General features: G+C 61.8%; 15 protein-coding genes. All 15 read right to left on the minus strand.

Translation table 11 applies throughout. The annotated features are described in order from the left end of the window. Positions 1-51: 51 nt before the first annotated feature. A complete protein-coding gene (gene rpsO, locus QM780_RS15475) occupies positions 52-333 on the minus strand; it encodes a 30S ribosomal protein S15 (RefSeq protein ID WP_415071334.1) in 282 nt (93 codons plus the stop codon). A 189-nt stretch (positions 334-522) separates the two neighbouring features. Continuing rightward, positions 523-1,443, minus strand: coding sequence for a tRNA pseudouridine(55) synthase TruB (truB, locus tag QM780_RS15480; protein ID WP_415071335.1), 921 nt, complete (start codon positions 1,441-1,443; stop codon positions 523-525). Positions 1,444-1,449: 6 nt separating this feature from the next. Beyond that, the gene (gene rbfA, locus QM780_RS15485; protein WP_415071336.1) at positions 1,450-1,851 is read right to left on the minus strand and encodes a 30S ribosome-binding factor RbfA; all 402 of its coding nucleotides are present in this window, start codon (positions 1,849-1,851) and stop codon (positions 1,450-1,452) included. A gap of 16 nt (positions 1,852-1,867) precedes the next feature. Continuing rightward, a complete protein-coding gene (locus tag QM780_RS15490) occupies positions 1,868-2,419 on the minus strand; it encodes a YcxB family protein (RefSeq protein ID WP_415071337.1) in 552 nt (183 codons plus the stop codon). 122 nt (positions 2,420-2,541) lie between these two features. After that, positions 2,542-5,319, minus strand: coding sequence for a translation initiation factor IF-2 (gene infB / locus QM780_RS15495; RefSeq protein WP_415071338.1), 2,778 nt, complete (start codon positions 5,317-5,319; stop codon positions 2,542-2,544). A gap of 18 nt (positions 5,320-5,337) precedes the next feature. Continuing rightward, positions 5,338-6,045, minus strand: coding sequence for an RNA-binding protein (locus QM780_RS15500; protein WP_415071339.1), 708 nt, complete (start codon positions 6,043-6,045; stop codon positions 5,338-5,340). A 33-nt stretch (positions 6,046-6,078) separates the two neighbouring features. Further along, the gene (gene nusA, locus QM780_RS15505; RefSeq protein ID WP_415071340.1) at positions 6,079-7,713 is read right to left on the minus strand and encodes a transcription termination factor NusA; all 1,635 of its coding nucleotides are present in this window, start codon (positions 7,711-7,713) and stop codon (positions 6,079-6,081) included. Positions 7,714-7,717: 4 nt separating this feature from the next. After that, positions 7,718-8,356: a ribosome maturation factor RimP gene (gene rimP / locus QM780_RS15510; RefSeq protein WP_415071341.1), complete on the minus strand. Its 639-nt coding sequence runs from the start codon at positions 8,354-8,356 to the stop codon at positions 7,718-7,720. 126 nt (positions 8,357-8,482) lie between these two features. Next, a complete protein-coding gene (gene trmB, locus QM780_RS15515) occupies positions 8,483-9,163 on the minus strand; it encodes a tRNA (guanosine(46)-N7)-methyltransferase TrmB (RefSeq protein WP_415071342.1) in 681 nt (226 codons plus the stop codon). A gap of 116 nt (positions 9,164-9,279) precedes the next feature. Next, positions 9,280-10,485, minus strand: a complete 1,206-nt coding sequence (gene metK, locus QM780_RS15520) for a methionine adenosyltransferase (RefSeq protein ID WP_415071343.1) — start codon at positions 10,483-10,485, stop codon at positions 9,280-9,282. A 201-nt stretch (positions 10,486-10,686) separates the two neighbouring features. After that, positions 10,687-11,151 (minus strand): helix-turn-helix domain-containing protein, encoded by a 465-nt coding sequence (locus QM780_RS15525; RefSeq protein WP_415072062.1) that lies wholly within the window; start codon positions 11,149-11,151, stop codon positions 10,687-10,689. Positions 11,152-11,262: 111 nt separating this feature from the next. Then, the gene (gene lnt / locus QM780_RS15530; protein ID WP_415071344.1) at positions 11,263-12,888 is read right to left on the minus strand and encodes an apolipoprotein N-acyltransferase; all 1,626 of its coding nucleotides are present in this window, start codon (positions 12,886-12,888) and stop codon (positions 11,263-11,265) included. Continuing rightward, positions 12,888-13,913 (minus strand): hemolysin family protein, encoded by a 1,026-nt coding sequence (locus QM780_RS15535; protein ID WP_415071345.1) that lies wholly within the window; start codon positions 13,911-13,913, stop codon positions 12,888-12,890. Before QM780_RS15535 ends, lnt begins: the two co-directional genes overlap by 1 nt. Before the next feature lie 20 nt (positions 13,914-13,933). Beyond that, positions 13,934-14,443 carry an rRNA maturation RNase YbeY gene (gene ybeY / locus QM780_RS15540; protein ID WP_415071346.1) on the minus strand — a complete coding sequence of 170 codons (510 nt, stop codon included), beginning with the start codon at positions 14,441-14,443 and terminating at the stop codon, positions 13,934-13,936. 3 nt (positions 14,444-14,446) lie between these two features. Further along, positions 14,447-15,442 carry a PhoH family protein gene (locus QM780_RS15545; RefSeq protein ID WP_415071347.1) on the minus strand — a complete coding sequence of 332 codons (996 nt, stop codon included), beginning with the start codon at positions 15,440-15,442 and terminating at the stop codon, positions 14,447-14,449. Positions 15,443-15,508: the final 66 nt, after the last annotated feature.

Here is a 15,508-nt window from a genome sequence, read left to right on the forward strand (position 1 = left end):
TGCGACTGGCCATCGGGCCCGTCCTGTCTCGAGCGCCCTAGGCGCGCGCAATTAGCGGCGGATGCCGTTCTTTTCGATGATCTTCTGATAGCGGGCGTTGTCCTTGGCCTTGACGTAGTCAAGGAGCTGGCGGCGCTGGCTGACCATCTTGAGCAAGCCGCGGCGCGAGTGGTTGTCTTTTTTATGGGCCTTGAAGTGTTCGGTCAGCTCGTTGATGCGGTGGGTCAGCACGGCGATCTGGACTTCCGGCGAGCCGGTGTCGTTGGCCTTCGTCGCGTTGTCCTTGATGACAGCGGTCTTGGCCTCACGGCGGTGAGGTGCGATCTGCGACATCGAATGCTCCTTTCGAAATTGGAGTTTGAGGAGAGCGGCCGCGGCCGGGATGTCGTCCAGCAGGGTCGCAAATGAAAGCCGCGCGGAACCGAGGCCCGCGCGGGTGGGCTACTTATACACGAACTCCGGCCAAAGGCGAGTTGGATTTCGCATGTAATTTAGTGTTTTTATTCAAAGTGTTATTTGATTTCATCCGAGGTTGAAGACCCGCGTCGGGTGGAGCGCGCCCTTGGCGAGCTCCCCGAGTGCAATCAGGCGCCCCTTCGACGTTGCGTAGGCGGGTCCGGTCAGAATCGGTGCGTCGCGGCCACGGATCAGCACGGTCTGGCCGCGGGCCAGCGTGGCGGCGTCGCTCTGCGAGACGAGCAACTCAGGCAAGTCGGCGAGCGCCAATTCGACGGGCAGCAGAAGCTTGGCGATGTCGTTGGGGTCTTCGAACTCGGCGGCGGCGAAGAGGGCATCCAAGCTGACAGCGCGGGCTTCGTCGAACGGTCCGACCTCAGTGCGACGGAGCGCGATGACGTGGCCGTAGCATCCCATCAGACGGCCCATGTCGCGGGCGAGCGCGCGGACATAAGTGCCCTTGCCGCAGCGGGCTTCGAAGACGCTGGTCGTGTCGTCGGGCATGTCGACGAGCTTCAGCGACTCGATGACGACCGGGCGCGGCTCGAGCACGACCGTTTCACCGTCTCGCGCCAGATCATAGGCGCGGTTGCCGTCGATCTTGATTGCCGAATAGGCGGGAGGCACCTGCATGATTTCGCCGTGGAAGCGCGGCAGCAGCGCTTCGATGTCGGCACGGGCGGGGCGCTTGTCGCTCGTCCGGCTGACGGCGCCTTCGGTGTCGTCGGTTTCGGTTTCGGCGCCCCAACGCACAGTGAAGCGGTAGGCCTTCTCGCCATCGACCGCAAACGACACGGTCTTTGTCGCTTCGCCGAGCGCAATTGGGAGAATGCCCGTTGCGAGCGGATCAAGCGTGCCGGAGTGTCCGGCTTTCTGCGCGTTGAACGCGCGCCGTACCGCGCCGACGGCCTGCGTCGATGTCATGTTGATCGGCTTATCGAGAACGAGCCAGCCGTGAACGGCATTGCCTTTTTTACGTCGTGCCATGTCTGCTTATTTCTTCTGTGTGTCTTGACGAACGCGATCGCTGTCGAGCAAGCGATCGATGCGGGTTGCTTCCTCGAAGGTTTCATCCTCACGAAAGCGGAGATCCGGCGCATAGCGCAGATTGAGCGTGTGGGCGACTTCGGCGCGGATATATTTCTTGTTGCGTGTCAGCGCTTCGATGACCGGCTTTACGTCATTGCCGCCGAGCGGCATGACGTAGACGGTCGCGAGCTTTAAGTCGGGTGATAAGCGCACCTCGGGGATCGTGACGACGTGGGATGACAGAACATCATCATGGATGTCGCCGCGTGCCAGCATTTCCGACAGCTTGTGCCTGATCAACTCGCCAACGCGCAGCATTCGCTGCGACGGGGCTTTCGAAGGCAGGGATTTCGATTTCGATCGCACGGCTAAAAATCCTCGTTCACGCGTCGCCGTCGGCTTGGCGGGATAATGTTTCTGATAGATCGGCAAACGCGCGCATGTCGTCTGCCGAGGAAAATGCCCTGACCGGCACGATGACGGCACTGCGCGGCGTCAGGCACAAAAACACATGGGCGGGCGTATCGATCACGCGTGCGATGCTGCTCCAGGAGAGCTTGCGAGGCGCGCGCCCGTCGCTGACTTGCAAATCCGATTGCGAGGCTTCGATCTCGATTTCATTTATCGGAATGTCGGCCTTGGCGATGCGCCAGTTGGTGCGAACCGTCAACGCGATCGTGCAAATCAGGTAGGCGAGAAGCGCGGCGGCGATGGATGAGACGATGTTGCGATAGTCCGTCAGCCATGAGGGCAGGATGCCGGCGATTTCTTCGTCGAAGAGGGCGAGGCCCATGCCGCAGACGAAGAAGACACCGAAGAACATCAACGTCCCCATGCGGGTGAACTCGCGCGGCAGGCGCTCGTAGGCAGCGACGTCGGCGCGCGTCAATTGATAGGAAAGCCTGAGCGGCAAGGTGATATTTTCGTCTGTCATTGTCCGACCGCTGCGGGATTGGACCGCGCGCGGCTTCTTCAATCAATTGAACTATTCTTCATGTCTCACAGCATCGCAATCCAAGCTACCTGAGGTCGCGCGGATAGCGATTGCAAGGTCGCTTAGAGCGACCTTGCAATGATCTCGACCTGGAAGCATTCGATCTGGTCGTTCTCGCGGATGTCCTGGTAGTTGGCGAAGGACATACCGCATTCCTGACCGGCGACCACTTCCTTCACGTCATCCTTGAAGCGCTTGAGGATCGACAGCGTGCCCTCGTGGATGACGACGTTGTCGCGCAGCAGGCGGACTTTGGCGCCGCGTTCAACCTTGCCTTCGGTGACAACGCAACCCGCAACCTTGCCGACCTTCGAGATGTTGAAGACCTGCTTGATCGTGGCGTAGCCGAGGAAGATTTCGCGTTTCGTCGGCGCGAGAAGGCCGGACATCGCCGCTTTCACTTCATCAACCAGATCGTAGATGATGTTGTAATAGCGGATCTCGACGCCTTGCGCGTCGGCGGCCTGCTTCGCCTGGGCGTTGGCGCGGACGTTGAAGCCGATGACGACGGCCTTGGCCGCTGCCGCAAGGGCGATATCGGATTCGGTGATGCCACCGACGCCTGAGTGCACCAGTCGGGCCTCTACCTCGTCGTTGCCGACCTTCTTCAACGCACCGGCGATGGCTTCGACGGAGCCCTGGACGTCACCCTTGACGACGAGCGGGAATTCCTTGCGGCCAGCATCTTTCAGCTGCTGCATCATCTGCTCGAGCGTGCTCTTCGTGCCGGCGGAGCCAAGCGTCTCGCGACGCTTTCTCAGGCGGTAATCGGTGAGTTCGCGGGCGCGGGCCTCGTTTTCGACGACGGCAAACTGGTCGCCGGCTTCGGGAGCGGAGTCAAAGCCCAGAACCTCGGCCGGAACCGAAGGTCCTGCCGTCTGGATGTTGGCGCCGCGATCATCGAGCAGGGCGCGAACGCGTCCCCAGGCGGTGCCGGCAACCATGATGTCGCCGACGTGCAGGGTGCCGCGCTGAACGAGCACGGTGCCGACAGGGCCACGGCCACGCTCGAGCTTCGCCTCAATGACGACGCCCTCAGCGGTGCGGTTCGGATTTGCCTTGAGGTCGAGGATTTCGGCCTGCAGGTGGATCGCTTCCAAGAGTTTGTCGAGGTTGGTGTGCTTCAGCGCCGATACCGGCACTTCCAGCGTTTCGCCGCCCATGCTTTCGACCACGATCTCGTGCGAGAGCAGTTCGGTGCGGACGCGGTTCGGATCGGCCTGCGGTTTGTCGATCTTGTTGATCGCAACGATGATCGGGACGCCGGCGGCCTTGGCGTGATTGATGGCTTCGACCGTCTGCGGCATGACGCCATCGTCGGCGGCAACGACCAGAATGACGATGTCGGTCACCTTGGCGCCGCGGGCACGCATGGCCGTGAAGGCTTCGTGGCCGGGCGTGTCGATGAACGTGATCTTGCTGCCGTCGGGCGCCGTCACCTGATAGGCGCCGATATGCTGCGTGATGCCGCCAGCTTCGCCGGAGACGACGTTCGCCGAACGGATCGCATCGAGAAGCGATGTTTTGCCGTGGTCGACGTGACCCATGATGGTCACGACCGGGGCGCGCGATTCGAGCGAGGAATCATCGGCATCCTTATCGCCGACGAAGCCGATTTCGACGTCGGCTTCGGAAACGCGCTTCGGCGTGTGGCCGAATTCCTGGACGATAAGTTCCGCCGTGTCGGCGTCGAGCACGTCGGTGATCTTATGCATCGCGCCTTGCTGCATCAGGTATTTGATGAGGTCGACGGCGCGTTCGGCCATACGGTTCGAGAGTTCCTGAATCGTGATGGCTTCAGGGATGACGACTTCGCGGGCGATCTTTTCGCGCGGCTGCTGAATGCCCATGGCCTTCAGCTTTTCCTTCTCGCGCTTGCGCTTGAGCGAGGCGAGCGAACGGACCTGAGCTTCGCGATCGAAGTTCGTGATCGTCAGCTTCTGACGCTGACGGCCGTCGTCGTTGGTCTTGACCGCGGGACGCGGGACCTTGACGCCGCCGGGGCCGCGCTTGCGGCTATCATCCTCGTCGGTCTGCTCGCGGACGATAACCGGCCGGGCTGGACGCGACGGCTTCTCGATCGTTGTGGAATCGGACGGACCGGCGCTGCGGCGCGCGGGCGTCGGAAGTTCGATTTCGCGCGGACGGCCAGCTTCACGCGGCATCAACGCTGTGTTGCCGGACGGGCGCGGGCCCCGCTGGTATTGCGGGCGACCGCCGTCGCCGCGCGGCGAAGGGGCATGGCCGCCGTCACGGCGGTTTTCGCGCGGCGGAGCATTTTCGCGAGCCACCGGCTGCGGTTGTGCCGGAGCGACGGCAGGCTGGGCCGCGGTTGCCGGGGCGGAAACTTGGACTGGGCTCGGCGCAGCCGGAGCGGCAGCAGGCTCGCTATGCGCAGGCTGGGAATGTTGTTCTTCGATGCGCGGCTGCGGCTCAGGAGCACGCGCAACGGGTTCGAAACGGATCGGCTCGACCTCTTCGGCCGGACGACTTGAATCTTCGGCGCGCGCAGCAGCGAGCGCGCTCGCACGGGCGGCGCGTTCCTGGTTTGAGAGGACACGGCCGGTCGGACGTTCGCCCGATGGCTGTTGTGCGGGAGGCGGCGGCGCAACGCGTGTCGGCTGGTGAGCCTTCTCGACCGGTGGCGGCGCTGAAGGAGCGCTGGCTTCGCCTTCCGAGCCAAACCTGCGCGTCTTCTTCTTTTCGACAACGACGGACTTGGAACGTCCGTGGCTGAAGTTTTGCCGCACGTGGCCAGACTCGACCGTTCGCTGGAGCGATAGCGGTTTTCGCGCTCCGGCCCGGATGGTCTTATCGGTCTGGTCGTTCGAATCCGTCATGCGTTATCCGTTCAGCCTTCAGCTAGAAAGTTCCGAAATATCATCTGCCGCGCCCGGGTCGGTTTCGGGTGCGGCGGCTTCAATCGTGGAGCGCCGGTAGCGGCAAAGCCGCTCCGCTTCCTCCAGAAACCGATCCGACAGTCCTCCGGGTATGAGCGCAGCATGTACCACACTTCCGCGCCCAATGGACAAGCTCATTTGTTCGATCGTCAGAACATTGACAATGGCGGCCCGCTGGCCACGATCTGCCTGAATAGCCTTGTATTTTCGATCAATTTTAGAGCAACCATCGGCGGCAGCGTCGGCGCCATGGACGATGGCTCGCACCGGGCCTTTGTCGAGAGCCGAGAAAACCTTCTCGAAACCAGCGATCGCGAGCCCGGCCTTGTTGGCGAGGGACAGCGCTCCGGCGACGCGCTTAACGATAAGGGCGTCGACCCGATCGGCAAGGTCCGGCGGGGCTTCCGCCTTGGTCTTGAGGCTTTTTGAGAAGGCCTGCGTCCGGACGGCCTTTTCCACCAAATTTCTGTCGCAGCCGATCCAGACACCGCGTCCAGGAAGGCGTCGATCGAGATCGGGAACGACGATACCGTCAGGCGACAGGACGAAGCGGATCAGATCGCGCGCGTCATGGCTTTGCCGCGTGACGGCGCACAGCCGCTCCGAACCGGCAACGGAATCTTCTTCCGTCCGGTCGAGCGTCTGCCGATTTTGCCGCTTTGCCATCACGCGCGTATGTCGCCTTTCCAGTCATTCCCGTCAGCCTTCGGCGCCGACGCCAGTGGCGTCGGTCGCTTCGGCTTCGTTTTCGGCGGGCTTCTCGAGATCTTCCGGCTTGATCCAGCCGGCGTGCACGCGAGCCGCCATGATCATGTTTTCGACGTCGGTGCGCGAAAGCTCGAAGCCGTCGAGATAGCCTTTGTGGCGAACCGGCTCGGCGTCCTTTTCCTTCTTGCGCTCGGTCCAGCCGATCAGTTCGTCGGTGGCGCAGTCGGCGAAGTCTTCGACGGTTTTGACGCCGTTTTCACCGAGCGCGACCATCATGGCCGTAGTGACGCCGGGAATCTCAGACATGTCGTCGGCAACGCCCAATTCGCGGCGCTTGGCATCGCGTTCGGCTTCCTGCTGCTCGAGATATTCGCGGGCGCGGCTCTGAATTTGCTCGGCGGTATTCTCGTCGAAGCCCTCGATGTGGGCGATTTCGGCGAGATCGACGTAGGCGACTTCCTCAATGGTGGCGAAGCCCTCGGTGACGAGAAGCTGGGCAATAACTTCGTCGACGTCGAGCGAATCCATGAGCAGTTGCGTGCGCTCAGCGAATTCCTTCTGGCGACGTTCGCTTTCTTCCTGCTCGGTCAGGATGTCGATGTCCCAGCCGGTCAACTGTGAAGCAAGCCGCACGTTCTGGCCGCGGCGGCCGATGGCGAGCGAAAGCTGCGCTTCCGGCACCACGACTTCAATGCGATTGGAATCTTCGTCGAGGACGACCTTCGTCACTTCAGCGGGCGCAAGCGCGTTGACGATGAAGCTCGCGGCATCCGGGTTCCACTGGATGATGTCGACCTTTTCGCCCTGCAATTCGTTGACGACGGCCTGGACGCGGGCGCCGCGCATACCGACGCAGGCGCCGACCGGATCGATCGAAGAATCCTTCGAGATAACGGCGATCTTCGCTCTGGAGCCGGGGTCGCGGGCGACCGACTTGATCTCGACGACGCCGTCGTAAATCTCGGGCACTTCCGAGCGGAACAGCATCGACATGAATTCGGGGCGGGCGCGAGTGAGGAAAATCTGCGGACCGCGCTGCTCGCGACGGACCTCGTAGATGTAGGCGCGGATGCGATCGCCGAGGCGGACGTTTTCGCGCGGGATCATCTCGTCGCGGCGGATGATACCTTCGGCGCGGCCAAGATCGACGATGACGTTGCCGTATTCGACGCGCTTGACGGTGCCGTTGATGACGTCGCCGGTGCGATCCTTGTATTCGGAGAACTGGCGGTCGCGCTCGGCCTCGCGCACTTTCTGGACGATGACCTGCTTGGCGTTCTGAGCAGCGACACGGCCGAACTCGAGCGGCGGCAGGGTCTCGGCGATCATGTCACCGGATTTGGCGTCGGGATTGCGCTTCTTGGCGTCTTCGACGTTGATTTGCGTCGCGTCGTTCTCGACTTCGTCGACGACGGCGAGCACGCGCGTCAGCTTGGCTTCGCCCGTCTTCGGGTCGATTTCGCAGCGGATGTCGTTTTCGGCTCCATAGCGCGACTTGGCAGCTTTCTGGATGGCGTCTTCCATCGCTTCGATGACGATCTTCTTGTCGATCGTCTTTTCGCGTGCGACGGCATCTGCGATTTGCAGAAGCTCAAGCCGGTTGGCACTGATGCCTGCCATGGCCATGGGATCAATCCTCCAGATCGTCTTCGTCGAGTTCGGCACCGTCGCCGGGCCGGGTTGAATGGCGCTCTTTGGCGCGTTGAAGTGCTTCGCGAACGAGTTCGTCAGTCAGGACGAGCTTGGCGTCCGAGATCAGATGGACGGGAAGCCCCAAATGCTGAATGCCGTGTTCGCCGGTGTCTGCTTTGATGCGGATCTCGCCGTCCTCGAAACCTTCGAGAACCCCCTTGAATCGCTTACGGCCGTCGATCGGCTCTTTCAATTCGATTTTGGCCTCATGGCCCGACCAGTCTTCGAAGTCGCTCGGGCGAACGAGCGGGCGGTCGATGCCGGGTGAAGACACTTCGAGCCGGTAGGCGCCTGAAATCGGATCGGCGACATCGAGGACCGGCGACACGCCCTTCGAGATCGTCTCGCAATCATCGACGGTGATCGAGCCGTCCGGGCGCTCGGCCATCAACTGCACGATGCGATCGCGGCCATCGCCCTGGATTTTGACGCGCACGAGACGGAAGCCGAGATCACCCAGCACCGGTTCGACAATGGCGGCGATGTCAGCCGCAATGCCGGTTTCGCGCAAAAAGCGCTCCGTCCCCGCGCTCTCTATCGCGGGCGAATCCTGGTTGCTTGCAATGGTGTCTTGCAACGGCGTTCCTGAGCTTAAAGTCCGTCTGGAGCGGGCCCTGCGGTCCACTCTCCAATCAATGCATCGTGTTATTGGAATAGCTGCTAAATAGGCGAGTTTTGCCGTTTGCGCAAGGCTTGGATCCGATCAGGCGCGCAGAAAGCGGAAATAATAGCGTCTGCGACCTTCGCGAACGGCCTTGGCCTCATAGCGCGTCTGCGGCCAATCGGACGGCCGGACGCGCCAGTCATCGGGGCTTTCGGCTTGCCACACAAAGCGCGGCTCCAGGCTAAAAGCCTCAAGCATCGTGCGGGCATAATCGCCAATGTCGGTGCCGATCCGCAGCTCGGCGCCTGAGCGCATGACATCGGCCAAAAGGCCGAGCAGGGATTTGTTAACCAGGCGCCGCTTTCGGTGTTTTCGTTTCGGCCAGGGGTCCGGAAACAGGATGAAGGCCCGGTCTATGCTGTCTGGATGAAGCTCGCGGACAATTTCTCGGGCGTCGGCCATGTGGAGGCGAACATTCTTCAGGTCTTCGTCCGCGATCGCCGTCAGAACCTTAATCACCCCGTCCTCGAAGGGTTCGCAGCCGAGCAGCAGAACATTCGGATTATGTCGGGCTTGCCAGAGCAGGTGCTCGCCGCCGCCAAAGCCGATTTCAAGCCAGGTTTGTCGATAGCCTTCGGGCGCAGCTGCGGGATCGAATGTCAGTCGCGGAAGATCGTCGCGAAGCAATGCCGACTGACGTGCGCTCGGCTTGCGGCCGCGGCGGCGCCCATATGATCTGAGCTCGTGTTCTTCGGGTTTATCGTCTGACTTCGGATTCATAATCGGTAACATCATGGCCAGGCGTGACCCGGCCATGGAGTGAGTAGAGGAAAAGGAGCCGAAAGAAAACGGCCGCCGAAGCGGCCGTCTCATAAGACTTTTAGCAGGCACCGTGGTTAGGCGACGGCCTTCGCGATCTTTTCTGCGAGATCGGTGCGTTCCCAGGAGAAGCCGCCGTCCTTTTCCGCCGGGCGGCCGAAGTGGCCATAGGCGGAGGTGCGCGAATAAATCGGTTTGTTGAGGTCGAGCTGGCTGCGAATGCCGCGCGGCGTCAGATCCATCACTTCGCCGAGTGCCTTTTCGATCAAGGCTTCGTCGACCTTACCCGTGCCGTAGGTATCGACGTAGATCGACAGCGGTTTGGCGACGCCAATGGCGTAAGAGAGCTGGATCGTGCAGCGTCCGGCGATACCGGAAGCGACGACGTTTTTCGCCAGATAGCGCGCTGCGTAGGCGGCGGAGCGATCGACCTTGGTCGGGTCCTTGCCGGAGAAGGCGCCGCCGCCATGAGGCGCTGCGCCGCCGTAGGTATCGACGATGATCTTGCGGCCCGTGAGGCCAGTATCGCCATCGGGTCCGCCGATGAAGAACTTGCCCGTCGGATTGATGTGCCAGACGGTATCATTGCTGATCCAGCTTTCCGGCAGTGCCTTGCGAACGTAGGGCTCGATGATCTCGCGAACCTGCCGCGAGCTCAGGTCTTCGACAATGTGCTGATGAGAGACGACGATCTGCGTCACGCCGACCGGCTTGCCGTCTTCGTAGCGAACGGTCACCTGGCTCTTGGCGTCGGGCCCGAGCTTGGCGGCATCGCCCTGCTTGGCTTTGCGAGCCGTGGCGAGGTCGAGCAGGATCTTGTGGGCGTAGTAGATCGGTGCCGGCATCAACTCCGGCGTCTCGTTGCAGGCATAGCCGAACATGATGCCCTGGTCGCCCGCGCCTTCTTCCTGGTTCGTCGGCTGCTTGGCATCGACACCGGCTGCGATGTCGGCTGATTGCGAGTGCAGCAGAACTTCGATGTTGCAGTTGGCCCAGTGAAAGCCTTCCTGCTCGTAGCCGATATCCTTGATGGCTTTGCGCGTCAGATCTTCGATGGCGGCGACGGTGACGCCTTTCGGTCCGCGCGATTCGCCCGCGATCACGACCCGGTTGGTGGTCGCGAGCGTTTCGCAGGCAGCGCGAATGCTCCACGGGTCGATGCCCTCCTTGGCGCCTTCGCGATAGAATGCGTCGACGACTTCATCGGAAATGCGATCGCAGACTTTGTCGGGATGGCCTTCTGAGACGGATTCACTCGTGAAAAGGAAGGACTTGCGCGCCACTTTTGGCCCCCATGGTGAAAAATTCGGTCTGCGTCTGCCGCCTTGGTCCTGCGCGGAGCGCGGCATTTCCGTTGATGAAAAGCGCCGGGTTGTCGCAGTCTTGTCGAATGCGGTCAAGCGACCGCGCGCGGAGCCCCGGTAAACCGTCTGCGACGTAGCGACCCTTCCAATAAATTGGCCGTTGCGCCGCTGTCACAAATGTCAGCTTTCCTCGCCAGCGAGAGCGCGAACGAGATCGACGATCGAGCGGCGGACTTTGGGATCGGTGACGCGGGCGAAGGCCTTGTTGAGTTCGAGCCCTTCGCGGGTGCCGAGGAAATCGACGACGTAACTTTCGTCGGGTTGCTCGGCGAAGCCCGGAGCCGAGGCGCCGGCGCTATGTGCGCCGGACGGAGCTTCGTCGTAGAAGAACTGCACGGGTACGCCGAGAACCTTGGCGAGGTCAAAGAGGCGGCTAGCACCAATGCGGTTGACGCCTTTTTCGTATTTCTGAACCTGCTGAAACGTGAGGCCCAAATGCTCGCCGAGCTTTTCCTGGCTCATGCCCAGCAGCATGCGTCGAAGCCTGACGCGCGAGCCGACATGAACGTCCATTGGGTTAGCCCGACGCGACCCCTTGGGAGACTCTTCGCCCGACTCGTCTTCGATCGAAATTTGATTGACCATCACTCTTACAGCCAGCAGTTCCAGAAACAAAGGCTCTGCACTTCCTAGGTGCACGCACGCGAGGCGTCAATGTCAGACCGCTTCCGCGACAAGTTGACTTCAAGACTTTGATTAACGGCCATTTTTCCGGAGGCCGAGAGTCATTCCGGCGTAAAGCACTAGAATGGCGGCGAACATCCAGTCGTGAAAGCGGGCGTAGGGCGTGGATGCGACCGCCTTCGGGAGCGCGCTATCGATCTGGCCGCGGACGTCGAGGCCCAAAGACTGGAGGACGCGACCGTATGGGTCGACAACCGCCGAAATGCCATTGTTGGCGGCCCTGACCAGCGGAACACCCACTTCGACGGCGCGGACGCGTGCCTGGTGGAAATGCTGATATGGGCCGGTCGTTTCGCCGAACCAGCCGTCGTTCGTGACGTTGATGATGACGCCCGGGCGTTCCGGGCCCTGAACGACGTTTCCGGGAAAGAGCGCTTCGTAGCAGACGAGCCCCAAGGCCGGGGGCAAGCCCGGAATGTTCATCAGCGGGCGCGGTTCAGGGCCGGTCGAGAACGAGCCTCGGCCGTGCGTCAGTTTTTCGATGCCGATCGCGGCGAGGGTTTGCTCGTAGGGCATGTATTCGCCGAACGGGACCAAATGCGTCTTGTCATAGGAGGCGAGGGCTCGAGCCTTCTCGTCGAGAACCAGGATGCTGTTCAGCGTCCGCGTTTCCGGCGTGATCGGCGATCCCGGCGGCAAAAGGGGATCGTGTCGCAGCGCGCCGGTTATCAGCGTGGTTCCCGGCGGCAGGATGTTGGCCAGGATGTCGAGGGCGACGGGGGCTTCGAGGGGAAAGAACGGCATTGCCGCTTCGGGCCAGACGAGATGCGTGATGCCCGCGAGCGAATCCGTCTTTCCGGAGGGATCAGTCAGCGACAGCGCGACGTGGTCGTCGAAAATGCGGCGCTGATATTCGGCCATCCATTTTTCGCGCTGGGGCACGCTCGGCTGGACGATGCGGAATTTCACGTTCGGCACGAACTCCTGCGGCGTTTCCAGTCGCCAGTTGCCGTAAGCGAACATCAGGCTGAGAGGGGCAGCGGCAAGAAGAAATGCGTCGAGCATCTTGCGCGGCGTGACGCGGCCGACGGCATCACCCAAGTAAACGAGCGGCGCAGGAAATACGAACAGGGCGATCGCGGTCAGGCCATAGGCACCGAACAGCGCCGCGCTTTGCATCAGCGGCAGCGGATAGGTGAGCGCGTACCCGGGAAGGTCCCACGGAAAGCCGGTCAGGATATGACCGCGCAGCCATTCGACAATCGAAAGCGCAATGGCGAAGACGAACAGGCGCGCGAGACCCTCGGGCCAGACCGCGCGCGCGGCCGCCGCGCCAGCGCCCCAAAAAAGCGCGAGGCCCGCGGGCAGCAATGTGATCGCAAACGGCAACAGCCACGCGAACTTGTCGGCTTCGACAAGGAAAGCTTCGCCGACCCAGAACAAATTGCAGAAGAAATAGCCGAAGCCGAACAGCCAGCCGGATGAAAATGCACGCCGCCAGTTCGTGCTGCCATCGATCAACCAGACAAAGACCGGAAGGGTAAGAAACAGGATCGGCGTGATGAACATCGGCGCGAACGCCAGCGCCGATAGACCGCCCGCCAAAATGGCGAGAAGGGCCCGGCGCCATCCGTCGAGCGTCATGATTTTGGCCCGCGCGGCTGCGATCGGCGGCCGATTTATCGCTGCGGCATCCATCACGCCTTCGGCGTTTCAGGCAAGGACTTGGCGTTGGTGGCCGGTAGACGCGGCGGATGGACCTTCAGCTTTTTGACGCGGCGCGGATCGGCATCGAGGACTTCGAATTCGACACCGGTCGGATGACGGATCAGTTCGCCGCGCGCGGGCACCCGGCCAAGCATCGAGAAGATCAAACCGCCGATGGTGTCGACATCGGATTCCTCGTCGTCGGGAACGAGCTTCACGCCAAGGTGCTTTTCAAGCTCCTCGATCGGCGTGCGTGCGGCTGCTACGATGCCGAGCTTCGGATCGACGACGATGTTGGTTTCATCATCGTCGTCGTGCTCGTCCTCGATGTTGCCGACGACTTGCTCGATCAGGTCTTCAATGGTGACGAGGCCGTCGGTGCCGCCGTACTCATCGACGACGAGCGCCATGTGGATGCGTGTCGTCTGCATCCGGATGAGAAGGTCGACTGCGGGCATCGAGGGCGGCACGTAAAGGATCTGGCGGCGGATCTTGACCGTCGTGATCGGCTTGTTGAGGTCGATGGCACGCAGATCGAAAACGTTCATGGGCTGCGGTTCAGCTTCGGCGTCGACCTTGGTGTTTTTCGGTGCCTGCCCGGTCGCTTCCGTCATCAGCCAGCGCAGCACATCCTTGATGTGGATCATGCCGCGCGGGTCGTCGAGCGTTTCGCGAAAAAGGGGAATGCGCGAAACGCCGGCTTCATTGAAGGTGTTGAGCAGCTCGGAGATCGGCTCGTTCTCATCGAGGGCCGTGATGTCGGCGCGGGGCACCATCAACGAGGCGACGCGGCTCGACCCGAACTGGAGCAGGCGCTCAAGCATCTTGCGCTCGGCGTCGGTGAAGTTCTCCGTGCCGCCGGTCTTGAGCGCGCCTTCGAGGGCGTCGCGGACGTTTTGGGGAACGATCAGTCCGAGCTTGGCGCCGAGCGCCTGGAGCCAGCCGAGCGAGCCGAAAGGTCGGGGATCGTCGGCGAATGTTTCGGACACTGGCTTTGTGTGTGTGTTGTCAGTCATGGCTATGGGTTGAAACCCGGTCAGCTCTTTGTACCGGTTTCCAACTCGCCGGTGTAGGGATTTGCGATGCCTAATTTGGAAAGTATTGCTATTTCAATGGCTTCCATACGTTCCGCATCCGCTGCCGTGAGGTGATCATAGCCTAAAAGGTGGAGCACGCCATGGACGACCAAGTGCTGCACATGGTGCGCAACGGGAATGCCCTGCTCCGCGGCTTCGCGCTCGACCGTTTCCAAACCTAGGATGATATCGCCAATCTGGCCGGGCGGCGCTCCCTCGCCCGATGGAAAAGACAAGACATTCGTGGGCTTAGGCTTGCCGCGAAAGCGGCCGTTGAGATCGCTCACGATTGCGTCGGAGGACAGGGCGACGGACACGAAACCGGAAGCGGGGCCCTGAACAGCCGCGACGGCGGCTCGGGCGGCGGTCTCGATCAGGCTTTCGAGACCCGGAATGCGCGACCAATCACCATCGTCTTCGACAATCTCGACGTCGAAGACCTGATCGGCCGCCTTGATGGACGCAGACATGGGTTACTTCGGCTTTTCGTAGGCGTCGACGATTTTGGCGACCAGGTCACGCCGGACGATGTCGCCAGCCATGAAGTTGATGATGGAGATGTCGTCGACATTGGCGAGAAGATCGACCGCTTCGACCAGGCCCGACTTAGTGCCGGGCGGAAGGTCGATCTGCGAGGGATCGCCGGTAACGACCATCTTCGAGCCTTCGCCGATACGGGTCAAAAACATCTTCATCTGCATGCTGGTGGTGTTCTGTGCTTCGTCGAGGATGACGAAGGCGTTGGACAGCGTGCGGCCGCGCATGAAGGCGAGCGGCGCTACTTCGACGACGCCGGTTTCGATATCGCGTTCGACCTTTTCCGGCGGAAGGACATCGTAAAGCGCATCATACAGCGGGCGGAGATAGGGATCGACCTTGTCGCGCATGTCGCCCGGGAGAAAGCCCAGGCGTTCACCGGCTTCGACCGCTGGCCGGGAAAGGATGATGCGCTCCACGAGGCCGCGTTCCAGGCAATGGGCGGCGAAGGCGACGGCGATATAGGTTTTGCCGGTGCCGGCGGGACCAAGACCGAACACGAGATCGTGCTTCTGGATCGCACGCATGTAGTCGCTTTGGGTTGGTGTGCGCGCCTTGACGACCTTGCGGCGCGTCGCGATCTGGGCCTGGCCGTCGCCCGCCGAGCCTTCGGCCCGGGCGTGGCGGATCAAGCCGTCGATATCGCCGGCGCCGACGGCTTCGCCCTTGCGAATGCGAGCGTAAAGCCGTTCGAGAACATTCCGGGCGATTTCGCAGGCCGGCGCCGGGCCCGTGAGAATGACGACATTGCCGTGAGCGTGGGCGTCGATGCCTAGTCGGTCTTCTATCAGGGCCAGGTGGCTGTCGTATTCCCCAAGCAGCTGCGTCAGCAGCCGATTGTCTTCGAAGGGCACAACGACGCGAGCGGTTTCAAGTTCGGCCTTGCTGGGCCTTCTCGATGCCGACGCGGAGGACCCGCGGAATGCTGCCAATCCTGACACTCCTTTGCTGGCGGTTCTTCTACCCGTAGCGTTCAAAATCGAATCGACCGTGACCTG

Source organism: Hyphomicrobium sp., from assembly GCF_047600905.1.
GTDB lineage: Bacteria > Pseudomonadota > Alphaproteobacteria > Rhizobiales > Hyphomicrobiaceae > Hyphomicrobium_B.

Coding starts and splice junctions, on each gene's coding strand:
- rpsO (WP_415071334.1), bottom strand. CDS start 333: ATGTCGCAGATCGCACCTCACCGCCGTGAGGCCAAGACCGCTGTCATC.
- truB (WP_415071335.1), bottom strand. CDS start 1,443: ATGGCACGACGTAAAAAAGGCAATGCCGTTCACGGCTGGCTCGTTCTC.
- QM780_RS15490 (WP_415071337.1), bottom strand. CDS start 2,419: ATGACAGACGAAAATATCACCTTGCCGCTCAGGCTTTCCTATCAATTG.
- infB (WP_415071338.1), bottom strand. CDS start 5,319: ATGACGGATTCGAACGACCAGACCGATAAGACCATCCGGGCCGGAGCG.
- QM780_RS15500 (WP_415071339.1), bottom strand. CDS start 6,045: ATGGCAAAGCGGCAAAATCGGCAGACGCTCGACCGGACGGAAGAAGAT.
- nusA (WP_415071340.1), bottom strand. CDS start 7,713: ATGGCCATGGCAGGCATCAGTGCCAACCGGCTTGAGCTTCTGCAAATC.
- trmB (WP_415071342.1), bottom strand. CDS start 9,163: ATGAATCCGAAGTCAGACGATAAACCCGAAGAACACGAGCTCAGATCA.
- QM780_RS15525 (WP_415072062.1), bottom strand. CDS start 11,151: ATGGTCAATCAAATTTCGATCGAAGACGAGTCGGGCGAAGAGTCTCCC.
- lnt (WP_415071344.1), bottom strand. CDS start 12,888: ATGGATGCCGCAGCGATAAATCGGCCGCCGATCGCAGCCGCGCGGGCC.
- QM780_RS15535 (WP_415071345.1), bottom strand. CDS start 13,913: ATGACTGACAACACACACACAAAGCCAGTGTCCGAAACATTCGCCGAC.
- ybeY (WP_415071346.1), bottom strand. CDS start 14,443: ATGTCTGCGTCCATCAAGGCGGCCGATCAGGTCTTCGACGTCGAGATT.